This is a genomic window from Planococcus sp. FY231025, assembly GCF_052078085.1.
In the GTDB taxonomy this organism is placed as follows: Bacteria; Bacillota; Bacilli; order Bacillales_A; family Planococcaceae; genus Planococcus.
Genome location: NZ_JBQJJG010000009.1, coordinates 296726 through 312742, shown reverse-complemented (window position 1 = coordinate 312742; position 16017 = coordinate 296726). Strand labels below are relative to the sequence as shown.

Sequence of the window (16017 nt, the reverse complement as noted above, 5' to 3'; positions counted from 1 at the left end):
ATGAAATATGAAACATACTAGCTCTATTGGCGTCATTACTTTTGGTATAGGCATATTTTCTAGGAATGCGCTATAATGTTAACCGACTCTCAATCTTAAAAAAGTACAGGTGAAACAAATGCAAAATAACAAGAGCTTTGCCGATCGCATCGATTGGTCGCTCGCTTTCATACTCTTCCTCTTCTTCATCGTCAGTCTGATCGCCATTTCGTCGGCCCAGACTTCCGGACAATATTTAACGAATTTCGTGCCCCGGCAAGGGCTTTTCTACGTCATTTCCATCTGCATGATTACCGTGCTCATGTATTTCGATCCGGACCAGTATAAGAAAATGGCCTATTATTTATACGGCTTGGGAATTTTCATCTTGATCGTCCTGATGATTTCTCCGGACGGCCCCGGCCAGATTGCAGAACCCGTCAACGGCGCGAAAGCTTGGTTCCATACGCCGTTTGTCAACATCCAGCCCGCGGAGTTCATGAAAACCTTCTATATATTGGCGCTGGCCAAGATGATTTCGGGCCATCACGAAAAAAATCCCTTGAAGACCGTAAAAACCGATTTTGTCCTGCTTGGCAAAATCCTTCTTACGTTGAGCATCCCGCTCGGCTTTATCCTGCTGCAGCCCGATTTGGGAACCGCACTCGTGTTTATCGCGATCACGCTGGCGCTGACAGTTGTGTCAGGCATCTCCTGGAAAATCATCGCCCCGAGTTTCGGCGGGGTGGCCGTTCTCGGCGCTACGCTTCTTTGGATGGCGGTCAATATGCAGCAATTCCTGTCCGATAATTTTGGGTTGAAGCCGTATATGTTCGAACGGATCTATACGTGGCTGGACCCCTATAGCTATGCGGATTCAGGCGGCTATAACCTCATTGCCGCGATGAACGCTATCGGGTCAGGAGAAGTTTTCGGGAAAGGCTACCAAGGACGGCAAGTCTATGTGCCGGAAAACCATACCGACTTCATCTTCACCGTCATTTCGGAAGATTTCGGCTTTATCGGGGCCAGTACAGTCATCATCCTGTTTTTTATGCTCATTTACCATCTGACGAAAATCACGCTCGAGCTGAAAGATACATTCAGCACCTATGTATGCGCCGGTATCATTGCGATGATTACGTTCCATGTCTTCCAGAACATCGGCATGACCATCCAACTGCTGCCGATCACCGGGATCCCGCTGCCGTTCATCAGCTATGGAGGCAGTTCACTGATCGGGAACATGCTCGCTCTCGGCATCGTGTTCAGCATGAAGTTCCACCACAAGACTTATATGTTCGGCAACGATAAAGAAGTTGACTAAAAAACTCCGACGCCCGGCGTCGGAGTTTTTTATGTAAGCTCATTGAATTTGCGGGGTTTGCGGCAAAGCCAAAGCTTTCAGTAATTCCACTCGTGATTTTGTGATTTTTGCTTGGATTCCCAGTTTCGATAAATTTGAAACGATTTTGCGAACTTCTACGTCTTTCGCCATCCATATCACCTCTTTATATTCTGCATACTGTATAAACGTTTCCGGCCAGCCGTTAGTTTCATATGTAACTACGAAATATTTGACTTTTCTGTGTCTACGTATATAATACCATTTTTTCAGGAGTTTAAACTTTTCATTTTGATGACAATGTGAAGAAAGTGTTAATTCTTTTATTCAATCCAATACGGGTGATATGATGAAAATGGAAATAGCAAAGGCTGTTTCTCCAAAATTCTATCCGAGGAGGAAGATAAAATGGCAGAACAAGTGACTTTACCGGTTAGCGGCATGTCGTGCCAGCATTGTGTAGGAAAAGTGCAAAAGAGCGTTTCTGCATTGCCAGGCGTGGATAAAGTGGATGTTTCGCTTGAAAATGCTTCTGTAGAAGTGGCATATGACAAGTCCAGCGTTTCCGTCAGCCAGATTGCTGAAGCGATCGAAGACCAAGGCTACGAAGTAGGAGCAGCAAAATAATAAAAGCAACACCTTATAAAGAAGGAGCTGTCCAAAAAGGGCTGCTGTCCATTGCGGCGGACGCTTTCCGCGGGCTTGCGCCGAACTAACTCGGACTCGCTCCGAGTTAGTTCGGCACTTCGCTGTCCCGCTGGAAAAACCGATGCTCCTGCATCGCTTCGCTGCTTCGTCGCAAACAAGTTGGCCGAAGGTACTTCGTCCAACTTGTTCGCCGCCTCCATTCCCAACAGCCATTATAGGATAAAGAAAAAGTCAGAGGAGAAAAGCATTGCTTTTTCTCCTCTGACTTTTCGTTTTGGGCTTTTTGGACAGCCACTTTTCATATGCTTGCGTCCGCCCACCTAAAAAAAACCGGCGGCAGTACAAAAGCCATTTCTGCCATTCGTAAAAAGGCGCTTCCCGTTTCCTTCGTTGTTGTTCCTTGCAAATAAAGGTAAAATGAAAGCACAGCCTTATGAGAAAGCAGGAATACTACTTATGAAGAAAACCATTCTATTGTTGATGTCCGTCCAATTTTTCGTCTATCTCGGGTTCGGCATTATTATACCGGTCCTGCCGGAAGTCATTGTCGATCAGGGCTATGCGGAAATCCATGTAGGCGGATTGATCACGATCTATGCGCTCGCTTCCTTTTTCACCGCCCCGCTTTGGGGGAAGCTGTCGGACAATACCGGAAGAAAACGGCTGATTTTGGTCGGCCTTGCCGGGTTCAGCCTCAGCTTCTTCCTGTTTTCCCTGTTCCTCGATAACCTCGTGCTCCTATATGCTTCACGCATCATCGGCGGCTTATTCTCCGGTGCGCTATACACAGCGGTGACCGGCTATGTCGCGGATATCACGACCGACGAAGAACGCAATAAATACATGGGGCTGCTCGGCATGTCCATCGGCCTCGGGTTCATTTTCGGGCCGGCCATCGGCGGCTTGCTCGGTTCCGTTTCGCTTTCCCTGCCGTTCACAGCATCGGCAGTCCTCATTTTACTGTTGATGGTCTATGCCGCTGCGGTTTTAAAAGAACCGGCGCGACAAGGCGAAGCCGTCAAGCGCAAACTGCTCCCTAAGGGCGGTGCAATGCTGTGGAACTATCGGATCCGGTATTTGTTCCTGATGTCGTTCATGGTGACCTTCCTGCTTGCCGGCCTGGAATCAACGTTCCAATTGTTCCAGATCGACCAGATCGAAATCACGCCGCTCCAGCTCGGCTATTTGTTCATCGCAAGCGGGCTCGTGGATGCAGCCATCCAAGGCGGTGTTGTCCGCCGCATCAAGGACGGCGCTGAAACAAAGTGGATCATGGGCGCACAGGTGGTGACGGCGGCTGGTCTCTTCATGCTTCCGTTCACGTCGAGCTTAGTGTTCGCCGGAGTCGCCCTCAGTATTTTCACCGCCGGCAATGCTTTGTCGCGGACGGCGCTCGTGTCGCTCACGTCCAAGGAATCGGGCGGCAAATACGGAACAGCAGCCGGCATGACCTATTCGATGGACAACATCGGACGCATCATCGGACCGCTGTTCTTCACCTGGCTGTTGACGATGCAGTCCGGCTCGGTCTATTTTTTGTCCGGCGCGTTGGCTTTTTTGAGCATCGGGCTGATCGTTCTTTATAAATCATCCGCTAAAACGCTGCGGACCACAGAAAAAGCAAGCGCCTCCGTGTGAGGCGCTTGCTTGGGCTTGTAGACAAAAGGATATTTATTTTTCTTAATGAATGATCATACATTTAGAAGAGTCCCTACCCGATCTTCCACTTCAGGCGGACGCGTTCCGCGGGCTTGCGCCGAACTAACTCGGACCGACGTCCGAGTGGATTTCGGCACTTCGCTATCCCGCAGGAAAGCCAATGGCCGAAGGCAGTTCGGCCATTGGCTTTGCGACGAAGTGCGAAGCACTGCAGGAGCACAATGTTTGCCCTTGCCGCCTTCCGTTTCGGATACTAAAGTCAACGGCTTGTACCCAGCATACAAAACAGAAACAGAATCAGTATCCTAACCTTATCTTTTGATACAGGTGACGCTTCCGACCGTGCTGGCCGCGAGACTCCTGTGGGACCAGCTCGAGCTGAAGGCCCCGCAGGAAAGACTTGGCCTGCCAAGTCTTTGCGACGAAGCTAGCGCAGCGATGCAGGAGCATGGTTTTTCAGTGACGAGGAGACTGAAGCCGAGCCCACGGAAAGCGAAGTGGCCAGCACGGTCGGGCTTATACATCTCTATTCATTCAAGTTAGACTTTGTCTACAGGCTGAAAGCAAGCGCCTCCGTGTGAGGCGCTTGCTTTTTGTTGTTCATCTTAGGCTTTCAGAGCTGTGAGTTTCATTTTAATAAGGCGTTCCGCCGTTTACGTGGATGACTTGGCCGGTGACGTAGGATGCATCGTCCGAGGCCAGGTAGACATACGCCGGAGCCAGTTCGTCGGGCTGTCCGGGACGGCCGAGCGGCGTGCTTTCACCAAACCCTTCCACTTTCTCCGCTGCAAACGAAGCCGGAATCAGCGGTGTCCAAATCGGGCCTGGCGCCACTGCGTTGACCCGGATGCCTTGTTCGGCCAAAGAGCCGGACATTGCACGCGTGAACGACAAGATGGCCCCTTTGGTCGCCGAATAGTCGATCAAGGTCGGCATGCCTTGGAACGCGGTGATCGACGTCGTATTGACGATCGCGCTTCCCGGTTTCAAATGATCGAGCGCCGCTTTTGACAGATGGAACATGCCAAAGACGTTCGTGCGAAACGTCCGCTCCAATTGCTCGGCGGTGATGTCCTTGAGCGATTGCTGGATATGCTGTTCAGCTGCGTTGTTCACCAGGATGTCCAACTTGCCGAATTCATCAATCACTTTTTGGACCGCTTCCTGGCAAAATGCTTCGTCGCCGATATCGCCGGCAATCGTCAGGCAGCGCCGCCCTTCCTGTTCGATGAACCCTTTGGTCTCGCCGGCATCTTCATGTTCATCGAGGTACATGATGGCTACATCCGCGCCTTCTTTCGCGAACGCCACGGCGACTGCACGGCCGATCCCGCTGTCACCCCCGGTGATCAACGCAGTCTTGCCGGAAAGCCGCTGTGCTTTGCCTGCCAGATTCTGCTTGAAGTCCGGGCGCGGCTCCATTTTGCTTTCATAGCCGGGCTGGCGTTCCTGTTCCTGGGCCGGCACATGGGAAATCTTATCTTTCTCCATCATCTTTCACCCTTTCCGTATTTTTCATGTCTCTGGCATTTTTCCCTTTGCCCGGCGACTTAAACCTGCCCTTTCGCTACGCATCCGAGCGAAGAGCTGTACGGAACCTGTTGTCCCCCCATAGCCAAGGCGGCTGTGGGGGTGCAGGTGTTGTCAGGCAGGGGAATTTATTTCCTTTACCGGCTTTACTGTTTTTGAAGAACCGGTTTCTCAGGCATATCTCCTCCAAGTTCAGGGTATGCTTCTTTCAGGACCGATGGACGGATCATATAGGCGATCAACAGGAACAGGCACAGACTGCTTCCCCATATAACGTATTGTGCAGGCAACAGGTCATACAAGAGCCCGAACAGGAGATAGCCCAGCGGCATCATCGCCATGGCCATCGATTCGAGGATGCCGAAGACGCGGCCGCGGTATTCTTCGTCTATATCTTTTTGCATCAGCACGCCGATCGGCGTATTGACAAAGACGTTCGAAATGCCGAATCCGAGCATCAGCGCGAGCAGTACGGCAACATTGGCCCAATAGGACAATTCCATGACCAGCGGCAAGCCCATGCCGGCGAGGATCGCGGACATGACCAGGACACCGCGCTTTGAAGACAACAGCGGGTATTTCAATTCTTTTCTGATGGAGAAATAAATAGAGGCCAGAAGCATGCCGACGGCAATCATCGCTTCGATAAAACCGAAATGGGTCGCTTCGATTTTCAGCCGCTGTACGGCGACGAACGGCAAGCCGATCATCAATGCCGAGAAAAAGAAGTTGAGCCCGATGGCAGCGGTGACAATCGTCATGATCACCCGGTTCGCCTTCAAGTAGACAAAACCTTCTTTCATGCCTGCGAGCACCGAACCCTTCTCTTCTCCTGCCGTCTTGGCAGCCCGGTTTGTGAAAAGCTTGAAATTCATCGTGGATTCAAGCAGAACCGCGAGCAGGCCAGCGGCAATCTGAATCATCAGGAAGACGTTCATGGAGACGAAGCCGAACAGCATGCCACCGATTACAGGCCCTCCGATGGTCGCGATGGAAATGGCCGACTGGTTGAACCCCATTGCCTTTTGGATGCGGTCCGGGTCGATCAAATTGGCAATGGAAGAGGAGAATGTCACACTGGTGAACATTGTGCTCAATGATATCAGCACCGTGGCGGCGTAGATCGCAACAAGCGATAGCCCTTGGGACAAACTATAGGCCAACAGGCCGCTGACTGCCAGTACACCGGCAAGCTGCGAAACGATGATGGTCGCTTTTTTCGGGTATTTATCAGCCACATAGCCGGCGAATGGCGCCATCAAGCTGCGCGGCAGGATGCTGCAGATCAGATTGACCGCAAAGCTGGCGGCCGACCCTGTCAAAGCCAGTACATATAAACTGATGCCGAAGGTGTAGACGCTGCTGCCGAACGTGGAAATCAGTTTGCTGATGGTAAAAGTGTAGAGGTGATAAGTCGCTTGTTTGACAGTTGCCGAATGGGTCATGTTCATGCCCTCCATATTCGTTTAATTTAATTAAACAAAATATAGCACGATTTTTCTGGCGCCGCAAGCAAAAGTTGAATATAATTAAACTAATTCAAAAAGAAGGTGATGGAATGGAAACGCTTGGAGAACGCATCCGCAAATTGCGGAAAGAAAAAGGGCTGACCTTGCAGGCGCTCGCCGGCAGCGAGATGACCAAAGGCATGCTCAGCTTGATCGAAAACAATAAAGCGAATCCTTCTATGGAAAGCTTGTCCTATATCGCACAGCAGCTGGAAGTCGACCGCAACGAGCTGCTTGAAGAAGTGCCGACTACAGAACTCCGCGGCCTGCTGCAGGAAGTGGAGAAACTATATAAAGAAGAACTTCGGGAATTGAATGATTTTAAGCCGATCATTGAAAAGATCGCCCCCTATGCCGATAAGCTGCCGTACCGCTATGAATCTGCCCGGCTCCTTGAGATCTACAGCCGCTGCCAATATCATGCGAAAATGCCCAACTGGCAAAAAGCGCTCGAAAAATCGGAAGAAATGTATGAGGGACTCCACCTCGTGAACAATAGCGCAGATGTCCACATGTTCCGCGCCATGATGAAATTCAATGAACACCATTACGCAGAATCGCTGGAAATGCTGCAAGGATCCCGCCGCTCATTTGAAAACCGCAACGCTGTGCTGGATTCATTGAAAAAGCTGGATTTTGATTTTCTTGAAGCGATTTTGTATTTTGCCCTCGGCAAGGACGAAGAAGCAGTGAGCTTGATGGACGAAGCCATCGAGTACAGCAAGGAACACCAGATTTTTTACCGCATCAATGACCTCTACCGGGTGATGGGGTTCCACGCGATTTTGACTGGCAACCGTGAAAAAAAGGAGTATTACGTCCATAAACTCCGGCTGTTCGCCGATTTTTCGGATGACGACAAGATCGAAAGCACACTCGATCTGCTCGAAGCCCACGATTTGAATTCGTATGTCCACGACTACGTGAAAGCGGAAATCTTGATTGACCGCAATCTTGAAAAATATGAAGAAGACGACCACCATCAGTTCTATCTTGAAAAAGGAAAATCGCTTTACGGCCAAGGAAAGCTCGACGAAGCGCTCACTTGGCTGAAGCGCCACCGGACATCGGATTTTCTCCATCATCCGTATGATTTATCGATGAATTATGAGAAAGACACCTATATGGCACTGATTTACGAGGCGCAAAGCAAACATAGCTTGGCTAAAAAGCATGCAAAGATCGCAAAAGAACTGATCGAACCGATGCCCGATCTGCCTTACAAGCAATTCATCCTGGACGTCTACCGGAAAATCAACGGATGACATGTGCCGCTTTATCTATAAGAGATAGAAAAATCCCGCCGGACTCCGGCGGGATTTTTCTTTTATTCCATTGTTTTAAAAACTTCTTCGATAGGATAAAGGCTCAAATCGATTGCGAGTTCTTCGCCGAGTGCCAGTTTCGCAAGTTCGCGGCCTAGATATGGTCCGGCAGTCAATCCGGATGCTCCCAGTCCATTCGCTGTAAACAAGCGTGGATGCCCCGGCACCGCCCCGATGAACGGCAGTGCACTGGTAGTAGCCGGACGGAATCCCGTGACTGCGCCCGCCAATTCGCAAGCGGCGATGCCAGGTGCTGCATCAATCGTCTTGTCGAGAATATGATGGATGCCGCCTGCCGTAAGTTTCGTATCGAAGCCTGCATCGTTTTCATGCGTTGCGCCGGCGACAATCCGCCCGTCTTCGAACGGGACGATATATAGGCCGTACGGTACCATTGCGACCGGCCATTGCCCGGTCGCTTTTTCGTCGTTCTGCAAATGGAGGATCTGCGCTTTTTGAGGTACCACATCAAGCAGCAGGCCGAGCGGCTTGAACAAGTCTGCAGCCCACGCGCCTCCTGCAGAGACGATGCTATCTGCAAAATAGTCGCCGCTGCCTGTCCGCACGCCTGCCACTTGCCCCTCTTCGACAATCAGCGCGGCATCCCCGTGCACTTGTGCGGCGCCGAGGCTGACAGCCGCATGGATGAGCGCATCACGGACTGCCCGGCCATCGACACGCGCCGCCCCTTCTACATAAAGGGAACCGTAGTGTTCGGAAGCGAACGGGAAGCGCTTCTTTGTTTCTTCCGGAGAAAGCCGGCGCACTTCCCCCATTTCAGGCGCGCCCAAGCGCCGCTCGCGAGCTTTCTCCTCCATTTTATCAAGCTTGCTGTCCTCGTGGATGCTGACGATGCCGACTTGTTTATAGCCCGTGTCGCGTTCCCCGAGCGCTTCCAGCTCATGGATCAATTCCGGATAATAGGCCGCGCCGCCTTTTGCCAGTCCATACCACGCCTGGTTTCTCCGCTGGGAAATCCAGGGACAGACGATGCCGGCAGCCGCGCCGGTCGCTTGGCCTGCATCCCCCCGGTCGATCAGCGTAACCGCAGCTCCGGCTTTTGCTGCGTGGTAGGCTGCTGAAGCCCCTAAAATTCCTGATCCGATGATGATGACTGATTGCATATGAACACCTGTCCCTTTTCTGTCTTATCTCTTCATTTTACTGGAGAACAGAATGAGACTCAAACGAATGAAAGGAATTTCCGCCTTTCCTGATTCGATTTGAGGAATTGGGGTAAAACAACCTATAGAGTGAATCGAGAAATGCGGAGGAGGAAAATGATATGGAAAGAAGTACATCAACCGATAAAGTGCTGCCGGTAACTTCATTCAAGAGCGGATCCGGCATTGAAGTGGTGTCTGGTGTTTATTGCTACACGGTCCAGGTGGCCAATGTATTTTTCATCGGCAATCCCGCCGTCAGCAACGAATGGGTGCTCGTCGACACCGGAATGCCCGGCATGGCGCACCGTGTGCTTGAAGAAGCGGAAAACCATTTCGGCCCGGACCATAAATTGAAAGCGATCGTCCTGACACACGGCCATTTCGACCATGTCGGCGGCGTAATCGACATCCTGGAAAAATTCAAGGTCCCCGTCTATGCCCATCCGCTTGAATTCTCATATTTAAAAGGGGCGACCGATTACCCGGAACCGGATACTACGGTCGAAGGCGGCATCGTCGCAAAGATGTCCTGGGAATTCCCGAACAAAGCAATCGACATCTCAAGCCACTTGCGGGAACTGCCGGCGGACGGCACCGTCCCTCCTCTTCCGGGCTGGCGTTGGGTCCATACGCCAGGCCATACCGAAGGGCACGTTTCCCTATTCCGCGAAGAGGGCCGGGTGCTCCTTGCCGGAGATGCTTTTATTACAGTCAAGCAGGATTCGCTGTATAAGGTCCTTGTCCAGAAAAAAGAAATCCATGGCCCTCCTGTCTACTTGACGACCGATTGGCGTGCGGCATGGGAATCAGTCGTGAAATTGGCGGACCTGCGCCCCTCTGTCGCAGCGACCGGCCACGGTAAGCCGATGCGAGGTGCCCAATTGGCAAAAGGGCTGGTGGACCTTGCGGAGAACTTTCAGGAACGGGCGGTCCCGAAATACGGGAAATTCGTCGAACACCAGGCAAATTAGTTTTCACTTCCCCTGATTTTTTCAGGGGGGTTTTTTTGTGAAAAAACAGCCTTAAAAATCTTTTTGTAAAAAAGATGGGAGAAAGTGTTTAGAGATTTCTGAAATCGGGTATAAGAATAACCCGGTCTAAATATTTTTGCTAGACCGGATATTTACGGAATGGAGATGAGCACAATGACGAAAAAAGCGCTTTTTGTTTCCGACCACGGCGACCCGCTTGCTAAACTCGGCGGAAAACAAGCCGGCGGACAAAACAATTACGTAAAACAATTAGCCCTCGCCCTCGAAAAAGAAGGTTGGCAAATAGATGTAGTGACCCATTGGTGCGACGCTTCAGCTCCGAAGATTGAACAATTTGGAACTGCTTGCCGGGTGATCCGCATCGAGGCCGGCTATAAAGGCTTCGTATCAAAAGATGAAATGTATACCATGCTTCCCGCTTTTTATAAAGAAATGACAGAAGAACTCGAACTTGAAACATACGACATGGTCCATACCCATTACTGGCTGTCAGGACTGCTCGGAAAACGTTTGAAAGAAGAGTTCAACTTGCCGTTCGTCCACACGTCCCATTCTTTGGGTTGGGCAAAAGCGAAAGCGACCGGCATCAAAGATGCGCGCCGTATGAAGGCGGAAAAAGCCATCTTGAAAGCAGCAGACCGCATCATTGCCACTACCAATAACGAGAAGCAGCTCATCCTGGAAAATGTCGATTCACCTTCTCCTATCAAAGTGATCCCCATCGGGGTTGACCAAGCATTTAAAGTGCGTGGAATCCGTACACATCTCAGAAAGAAGTTCGGTTACGAGACACCCCTCTTTGTCTTTGCCGGAAGACTGGAAGAAACGAAAGGCATCTACACCTTGCTTGAAGCTTTCCGTTTGCTTGTCACGAAAAACGATAACATCTCTCGTCCGCAGTTATTGATTGCCGGCGGCGAAGAAGACGCCATCGATCCGGAAACAAAATTGCCGACGGATCCAAAAATGCGTGAAATTCTGGCAGGCATCGAAGACCGGGTTGAATTTCTTGGACCGCAGTCACAGGAAGAACTGGCGATGCTGTTCAATGTCGCAACAGCCACCATTGTGCCGAGCTATTACGAATCATTCGGAATGGTTGCCGCAGAAGCACAGGCATGCGGAAGCCCCGTCATCGCCTCAGACGTGGGAGGCTTAAAGAACGTCGTGCAGGACGGCATTACCGGCCTTCTTGTAGAGACGAAAAATGAAATCGACTTGGCAATCGCCATGGAAGTGCTTTCCATCAACACTCTTCTTGTCGAGCGCCTTAGCCGCCAGGCAGTACGCATTGCACGCAAGGACTTTGACTGGGAAGCGATATCAGCACGCATCGACAAAATGTATGAGGTGATCATCAGTGCACGGAGCAAAGCATATACTAGCAACAGACCTGGACGGGACGCTAGTTGGTGACCCTGAGGGCCTGCAGCAGCTATTAAATTTTTACGAAGAACAGGCTTACGACGTCTCCTTGGTCTATATCACGGGACGCTATTACGATTCGGTTATTGGGTTGATTGAACAGGAACACTTGCCGATGCCGGATGTATTGGTCACGGATGTCGGCACCAGCATCTATGCCGGACAGCCTTTCCAGAAAGATCCGGAATGGGCAGCCCGCATGCGTGAAGGCTGGCAGCCGGAGCGCATCGAATCGATTGCCGCTTCAATTGAAGGGCTCACGAAACAACCCTTGCCGCTCGAAAACCGCTGCTCGTATTTCGCAGACGACGCAGGGCCGGTAGAAGAATTAAAGCTTCAGCTGGAAGAAGCAGGAATTTCGCACAAGCTGGTATTCAGCGGCGGACGGGACGTGGATGTCCTGCCCCATCGGAGCGGCAAAGGCAAAGCGCTCGAATACCTTTTAGAAAAATACCAGATTGAAGACGCAAAGCTTTTGGTCGCTGGCGATTCCGGAAACGATTTGGAAATGCTGTCGCTCGGCTTCCCTTCGGTCATTGTAGGAAATGCCCAGCCAGAGCTTCTCGAAAGCCCGGAACATCCGATGATCTACCGCGCCACCAGACATTGCGCAGGCGGCATCCATGAAGCTTGGACCTATTTCCATAGCGAGTAACCTTCCACGGCCCAAAAGCCTTTGGAAGGTTATTTTAATGGCGGGATTCGGCCGCGCCTTGAGTAATCATTTGTTTTTTTATTTAATTGGTTTATATTTAGTAGAAAGGCAGTTTCATGATATCCACAAAACCGGCCGTTGCCCTATACATAGCGGGCTTGATATTGCGCCATGAACAGGAGGAAATTGAGATGAGTAAAGTCGCGAATTTGCAAAAAGAGTCCATGGTCATGTTAAAAGAAACAAGCCGGACTTTTTTCATCCCAATCAATTTTTTAGAGCCCACTTTGAAAAAGACGGTCGCGTCTGCGTACTTGTGTATGAGAGCGATCGATGAAATCGAGGACCATCCCGAGCTGGAAGATGCCGCAAAACAGAAATTGCTGCTTGAAATCAGCCGCATGCTGCAGACCACATTCGACCGGACTGCCTATGAAGCACTCATCAAGCCGTATCTTCACCTGTTGCCGCCTGTGACGCAGCGCCTTGCTGATTGGATCAGCGTCTGCCCGGCGGAAATTGTCGGCAAAGTGAAAGAATCGACTTCGGAGATGGCCGGCGGCATGGCTAAATGGGTGGAAAAGAAGTTCACCATCGAAACAAGAGAAGACTTGGACGATTATACGTATTACGTGGCCGGACTTGTCGGTACGATGCTGTCTGATATTTGGAAGTGGTACGACAACACGGAGACGGACCCTGAACTTGCGATCGGCTTCGGCCGCGGGCTGCAAGCGGTCAACATGCTGCGCAATTTCGATGAAGATCTGGAACGCGGCGTCTCGTTTGTGCCGAAGGGCTGGAATCGGGATGATATGTTCCAATACGCGAACGAGCATCTTGCCCAGGCGGACCTGTATGTAAAGCCCATCCGGAACAAGCGGATTCTGATGTTCTGCAAAGTGCCGTTGGCGCTTGCCCATAGCACCCTGAAAGCTTTGAAATCCGGCAAAGAGAAGATGACCCGGAAAGAAGTGGAAGGCATCGTCGAACAGCTGAAAGAACAAGAACAAATCAATTAATTGGCTAAAACGCATTCATTTGGATACTGGATGCGTTTTTTATTTTCTCCAAAAGGGAAATGAAATAAGAATATGTACTTACTTATGCCGGAACTCTTTTTCATATTTTTCGTTCAAATAGTCTATACTAAATTGTATATGAATACATATCAAAACGGAGGATTCCCATGACCGTCTCAATTATCGGCATTTTGACTGCCGCAATTTTCCTGATCAATATTTTCCTTGCGGCTGCGCTTGTTTTCCTTGAACGGCGCGACGCAACTTCTACATGGGCCTGGATTTTGGTGCTGTTTTTCATTCCGATTTTCGGCTTCTTCATCTACCTTCTGCTTGGCCGGAGGCTGCGGAAAAAAACCCTCTTCAAATGGGAAGGCCGTTCCCGCGTCGGCATCGAATCGTTGATCTCCCATCAAATGGAGCTGCTCCATGAAGGGAAATTCGATTTCAGAAATCCGGATGTCAACAACTACAAGGACATGGTCTACCTCCATTTGCGGAACAACGGCGCTGTTTTGACACAGGACAATTCGGTCCGAATCTTCAACGACGGCCGCGACAAATTCAATGCGCTGATCGAGGATATGGAGAACGCCAAGGACCACATTCATATCCAATACTATATCTTCCGCCTTGACGAACTCGGCACCCGCATCATGGAAGTCCTGACCGCCAAAGCGAAGCAAGGGGTCAAGGTTCGGCTGATGTATGACGATATGGGATCGCGCAGCTTGAGCAAACGGCATTTCCGCGAATTTGTCAAAGCCGGCGGCGAAGTGGAGACATTCTTCCCTTCCGTCTGGCCGCTGATCAATCCGCGGCTGAATTACCGCAACCACCGGAAAATCGTTGTCATCGACGGCCGTGTCGGCTATATCGGCGGATTCAATGTCGGCGATGAGTATCTGGGGCTGCACCGCAGATTCGGCTATTGGCGGGATACGCATCTGCGCGTCGAAGGCAGTGCCCTCCACCCGCTCCAGACCCGCTTTATCCTGGACTGGAACCAGGCATCTGCGAGGCACGATATCGAATACGATGAATGCTACTTCCCGGCGATTCCGGAAAAAGGCAATACAACCATGCAAATCGTTTCAAGCGGCCCCGATGAAGAATGGGAGCAAATCAAGGACGGTTACCTGAAATTGATCAATATGGCAAAAGACTATATCTATATCCAAACGCCGTATTTCATACCCGATCCAAGCTTTTATGACGCCATCCGGATTGCCACGCTGTCGGGCATCGATGTGCGCATCATGATTCCGAACAAGCCGGACCATCCTTTCGTCTACTGGGCGACGTATTCCTATGCCGGCCAATTGCTGAAAGCCGGTGCCCGTGTATTCATCTACAACAACGGATTCCTGCACACCAAGATGATCGTCATTGACGACAAAGCTTCGACCGTTGGCACAGCCAATATCGACGTGAGAAGCTTCAAGCTGAATTTCGAAGTGAATGCCTTCATCTACGACTCAGCCGTTTCGCACGATCTGGCAAATCTTTTCTACCAGGATATGGAACTTTCCGACGAACTCACTTATGAACTTTATCTAGCACGGACACGCATGATCAAAACAAAAGAATCGATCGCCAGGCTGCTGGCTCCGATCCTGTAGCAATATTTAAAAAGGCGTTTCCGGAAATCCCGGAAACGCCTTTTCTATATGATTTTAAGTTTCAAGAGCGGCGATCATTGCACGCCCAAATATTGTTCGAGTGTCAGGCCCTTCGAGAAAATCTCAGCAGCCGCTGCCGTTCCGACATAGCGGAAATGCCACGATTCGTGCATATAGCCGGTCAGGCTTTCGGCGCCTTCCGGATAACGGAGGATAAAGCCGAATTTATGGGCGTTGGCTTTCAGCCACTTGCCCCCTGCAGTTGCCCCGAATGATGTCGAAGCCCAATGCTGCTCCTGCCCCGCTTCCCCGATATCAAATGCCAAGCCGGTCTGGTGCTCGGAAAAACCTGGGCGGGCGCTGTAGCGGTCAGCCGCTTGTTGGCCGTCTTTTGCGACATAGCCCTCATAAAGAACCTTTTGGCGGGCAAATTCACGATAGGTGCTGAACGCATGCAGGTCGATGCCATCCGCTTTCGCAGCTTTCTTCATCGATTCGAAAGCAGCACGCGCTTCCTTGCTTTCCCCCGGCGCATAATTTTGCGGCAGCGGATAATGCTTATTGGCCAACAGGATCCCTTTGATGAATGTCGGCTGCTGCGGCAAAGCGATATCCGGCGGATACTGGGTGGCATCAGCCGGCTTCTCCGGCACTGCCGGTTCCTCTTCTGTTGGAGGGGCCGGCTCGGCCGGTGTTTCCGGAGCTTCTTCCGCTGGTGGTGTTGCCGGTTCGGCCGGCGTTTCCGGTGTTTCTTCAACCGGCGGGGCCGGCTCGGGCGGTGTTTCTTCCGGCGGGCTTTCCGGAACCGGCGCTTCTTCTGCCGGCGCTTCCGGCTGTCCATCCGGCACTTCCGTATCGGCTGAATCCGCCGATCGGAATGCCGACAGGCTGCGCTCCACGTTCCAGTCGTTGACATACAGCCAGGAAGCTGCCGCTAATACCGCCAACGACAAAACGCCGATAAGGGTCCATTTTATATAAGGTTTCTTTTGGTTTTGGTGGAATGAATTACGGGATTTCATAGCTTGCCTTCCTTCTCTGGACTTCTTTCTCATTTTACCATTTGTTTCTGGGAAATTCCCCTTAAACAAGTGAACATTCGGTATACTTTATCATAGACATTATCGGAATACGGTGAAGT

The 16017-nt window shown here is 51.0% G+C and carries 14 protein-coding genes; 9 read left to right on the top strand and 5 right to left on the bottom strand.

Going from position 1 to position 16017, the window contains the following annotated elements:
- The first annotated feature begins 118 nt into the window (after positions 1-118).
- The gene (locus ACTL32_RS15120) at positions 119-1306 is read left to right on the top strand and encodes an FtsW/RodA/SpoVE family cell cycle protein (RefSeq protein ID WP_441342271.1); all 1188 of its coding nucleotides are present in this window, start codon (positions 119-121) and stop codon (positions 1304-1306) included.
- A 39-nt stretch (positions 1307-1345) separates the two neighbouring features.
- Here ACTL32_RS15120 and ACTL32_RS15115 read toward each other — a convergent pair whose 3' ends face one another.
- Entirely contained in the window at positions 1346-1477 is a 132-nt protein-coding gene (locus ACTL32_RS15115) for an Lmo0850 family protein (protein WP_377340221.1), read from the bottom strand.
- A 255-nt stretch (positions 1478-1732) separates the two neighbouring features.
- Here ACTL32_RS15115 and copZ point away from each other — a divergent pair, with 255 nt between their 5' ends.
- Both copZ and ACTL32_RS15105 read left to right on the top strand, forming a co-directional pair.
- The gene (gene copZ / locus ACTL32_RS15110) at positions 1733-1951 is read left to right on the top strand and encodes a copper chaperone CopZ (RefSeq protein ID WP_204893402.1); all 219 of its coding nucleotides are present in this window, start codon (positions 1733-1735) and stop codon (positions 1949-1951) included.
- A gap of 477 nt (positions 1952-2428) precedes the next feature.
- Entirely contained in the window at positions 2429-3610 is a 1182-nt protein-coding gene (locus tag ACTL32_RS15105; protein WP_441342270.1) for an MFS transporter, read from the top strand.
- A gap of 654 nt (positions 3611-4264) precedes the next feature.
- Here ACTL32_RS15105 and ACTL32_RS15100 read toward each other — a convergent pair.
- Both ACTL32_RS15100 and ACTL32_RS15095 read right to left on the bottom strand, forming a co-directional pair.
- Positions 4265-5122 (bottom strand): SDR family oxidoreductase, encoded by an 858-nt coding sequence (locus ACTL32_RS15100; protein WP_441342269.1) that lies wholly within the window; start codon positions 5120-5122, stop codon positions 4265-4267.
- Between the two features lie 185 nt (positions 5123-5307).
- Positions 5308-6606, bottom strand: coding sequence for an MFS transporter (locus ACTL32_RS15095; protein WP_441342268.1), 1299 nt, complete (start codon positions 6604-6606; stop codon positions 5308-5310).
- Between the two features lie 113 nt (positions 6607-6719).
- On the opposite strand from ACTL32_RS15095, the gene ACTL32_RS15090 reads away from it, so the two are divergent.
- The gene (locus ACTL32_RS15090) at positions 6720-7934 is read left to right on the top strand and encodes a helix-turn-helix domain-containing protein (protein ID WP_441342267.1); all 1215 of its coding nucleotides are present in this window, start codon (positions 6720-6722) and stop codon (positions 7932-7934) included.
- A gap of 62 nt (positions 7935-7996) precedes the next feature.
- On the opposite strand, the gene ACTL32_RS15085 is transcribed toward ACTL32_RS15090, so the two are convergent.
- A complete protein-coding gene (locus ACTL32_RS15085; protein ID WP_441342266.1) occupies positions 7997-9118 on the bottom strand; it encodes an NAD(P)/FAD-dependent oxidoreductase in 1122 nt (373 codons plus the stop codon).
- Between the two features lie 161 nt (positions 9119-9279).
- On the opposite strand from ACTL32_RS15085, the gene ACTL32_RS15080 reads away from it, so the two are divergent.
- The 5 genes from ACTL32_RS15080 (at position 9280) to cls (ending at position 14876) form a co-directional block, all read left to right on the top strand.
- Positions 9280-10131, top strand: a complete 852-nt coding sequence (locus ACTL32_RS15080) for an MBL fold metallo-hydrolase (protein WP_441342265.1) — start codon at positions 9280-9282, stop codon at positions 10129-10131.
- Positions 10132-10305: 174 nt separating this feature from the next.
- Positions 10306-11568 carry a glycosyltransferase gene (locus ACTL32_RS15075; protein ID WP_441342264.1) on the top strand — a complete coding sequence of 421 codons (1263 nt, stop codon included), beginning with the start codon at positions 10306-10308 and terminating at the stop codon, positions 11566-11568.
- The gene (locus ACTL32_RS15070; protein ID WP_441342263.1) at positions 11513-12232 is read left to right on the top strand and encodes an HAD-IIB family hydrolase; all 720 of its coding nucleotides are present in this window, start codon (positions 11513-11515) and stop codon (positions 12230-12232) included. The genes ACTL32_RS15075 and ACTL32_RS15070 overlap by 56 nt, the downstream gene beginning before the upstream one ends.
- A 191-nt stretch (positions 12233-12423) precedes the next feature.
- Entirely contained in the window at positions 12424-13254 is an 831-nt protein-coding gene (locus tag ACTL32_RS15065) for a squalene/phytoene synthase family protein (protein WP_441342262.1), read from the top strand.
- 167 nt (positions 13255-13421) lie between these two features.
- Positions 13422-14876, top strand: a complete 1455-nt coding sequence (gene cls / locus ACTL32_RS15060; protein ID WP_441342261.1) for a cardiolipin synthase — start codon at positions 13422-13424, stop codon at positions 14874-14876.
- Between the two features lie 74 nt (positions 14877-14950).
- Here the strand turns inward: cls and ACTL32_RS15055 are convergent, their stop codons facing one another.
- A complete protein-coding gene (locus ACTL32_RS15055; RefSeq protein WP_441342260.1) occupies positions 14951-15898 on the bottom strand; it encodes a M15 family metallopeptidase in 948 nt (315 codons plus the stop codon).
- Between the last annotated feature and the right edge of the window lie 119 nt (positions 15899-16017).

Bases quoted from the DNA above. Each gene is read 5' to 3' on its own strand.
- ACTL32_RS15095 (WP_441342268.1), bottom strand. From the start codon at position 6,606: ATGACCCATTCGGCAACTGTCAAACAAGCGACTTATCACCTCTACACT.
- ACTL32_RS15065 (WP_441342262.1), top strand. From the start codon at position 12,424: ATGAGTAAAGTCGCGAATTTGCAAAAAGAGTCCATGGTCATGTTAAAA.
- ACTL32_RS15085 (WP_441342266.1), bottom strand. From the start codon at position 9,118: ATGCAATCAGTCATCATCATCGGATCAGGAATTTTAGGGGCTTCAGCA.
- ACTL32_RS15115 (WP_377340221.1), bottom strand. From the start codon at position 1,477: ATGGCGAAAGACGTAGAAGTTCGCAAAATCGTTTCAAATTTATCGAAA.
- copZ (WP_204893402.1), top strand. From the start codon at position 1,733: ATGGCAGAACAAGTGACTTTACCGGTTAGCGGCATGTCGTGCCAGCAT.
- ACTL32_RS15055 (WP_441342260.1), bottom strand. From the start codon at position 15,898: ATGAAATCCCGTAATTCATTCCACCAAAACCAAAAGAAACCTTATATA.
- ACTL32_RS15080 (WP_441342265.1), top strand. From the start codon at position 9,280: ATGGAAAGAAGTACATCAACCGATAAAGTGCTGCCGGTAACTTCATTC.
- ACTL32_RS15105 (WP_441342270.1), top strand. From the start codon at position 2,429: ATGAAGAAAACCATTCTATTGTTGATGTCCGTCCAATTTTTCGTCTAT.
- ACTL32_RS15100 (WP_441342269.1), bottom strand. From the start codon at position 5,122: ATGGAGAAAGATAAGATTTCCCATGTGCCGGCCCAGGAACAGGAACGC.
- ACTL32_RS15090 (WP_441342267.1), top strand. From the start codon at position 6,720: ATGGAAACGCTTGGAGAACGCATCCGCAAATTGCGGAAAGAAAAAGGG.
- cls (WP_441342261.1), top strand. From the start codon at position 13,422: ATGACCGTCTCAATTATCGGCATTTTGACTGCCGCAATTTTCCTGATC.
- ACTL32_RS15075 (WP_441342264.1), top strand. From the start codon at position 10,306: ATGACGAAAAAAGCGCTTTTTGTTTCCGACCACGGCGACCCGCTTGCT.
- ACTL32_RS15120 (WP_441342271.1), top strand. From the start codon at position 119: ATGCAAAATAACAAGAGCTTTGCCGATCGCATCGATTGGTCGCTCGCT.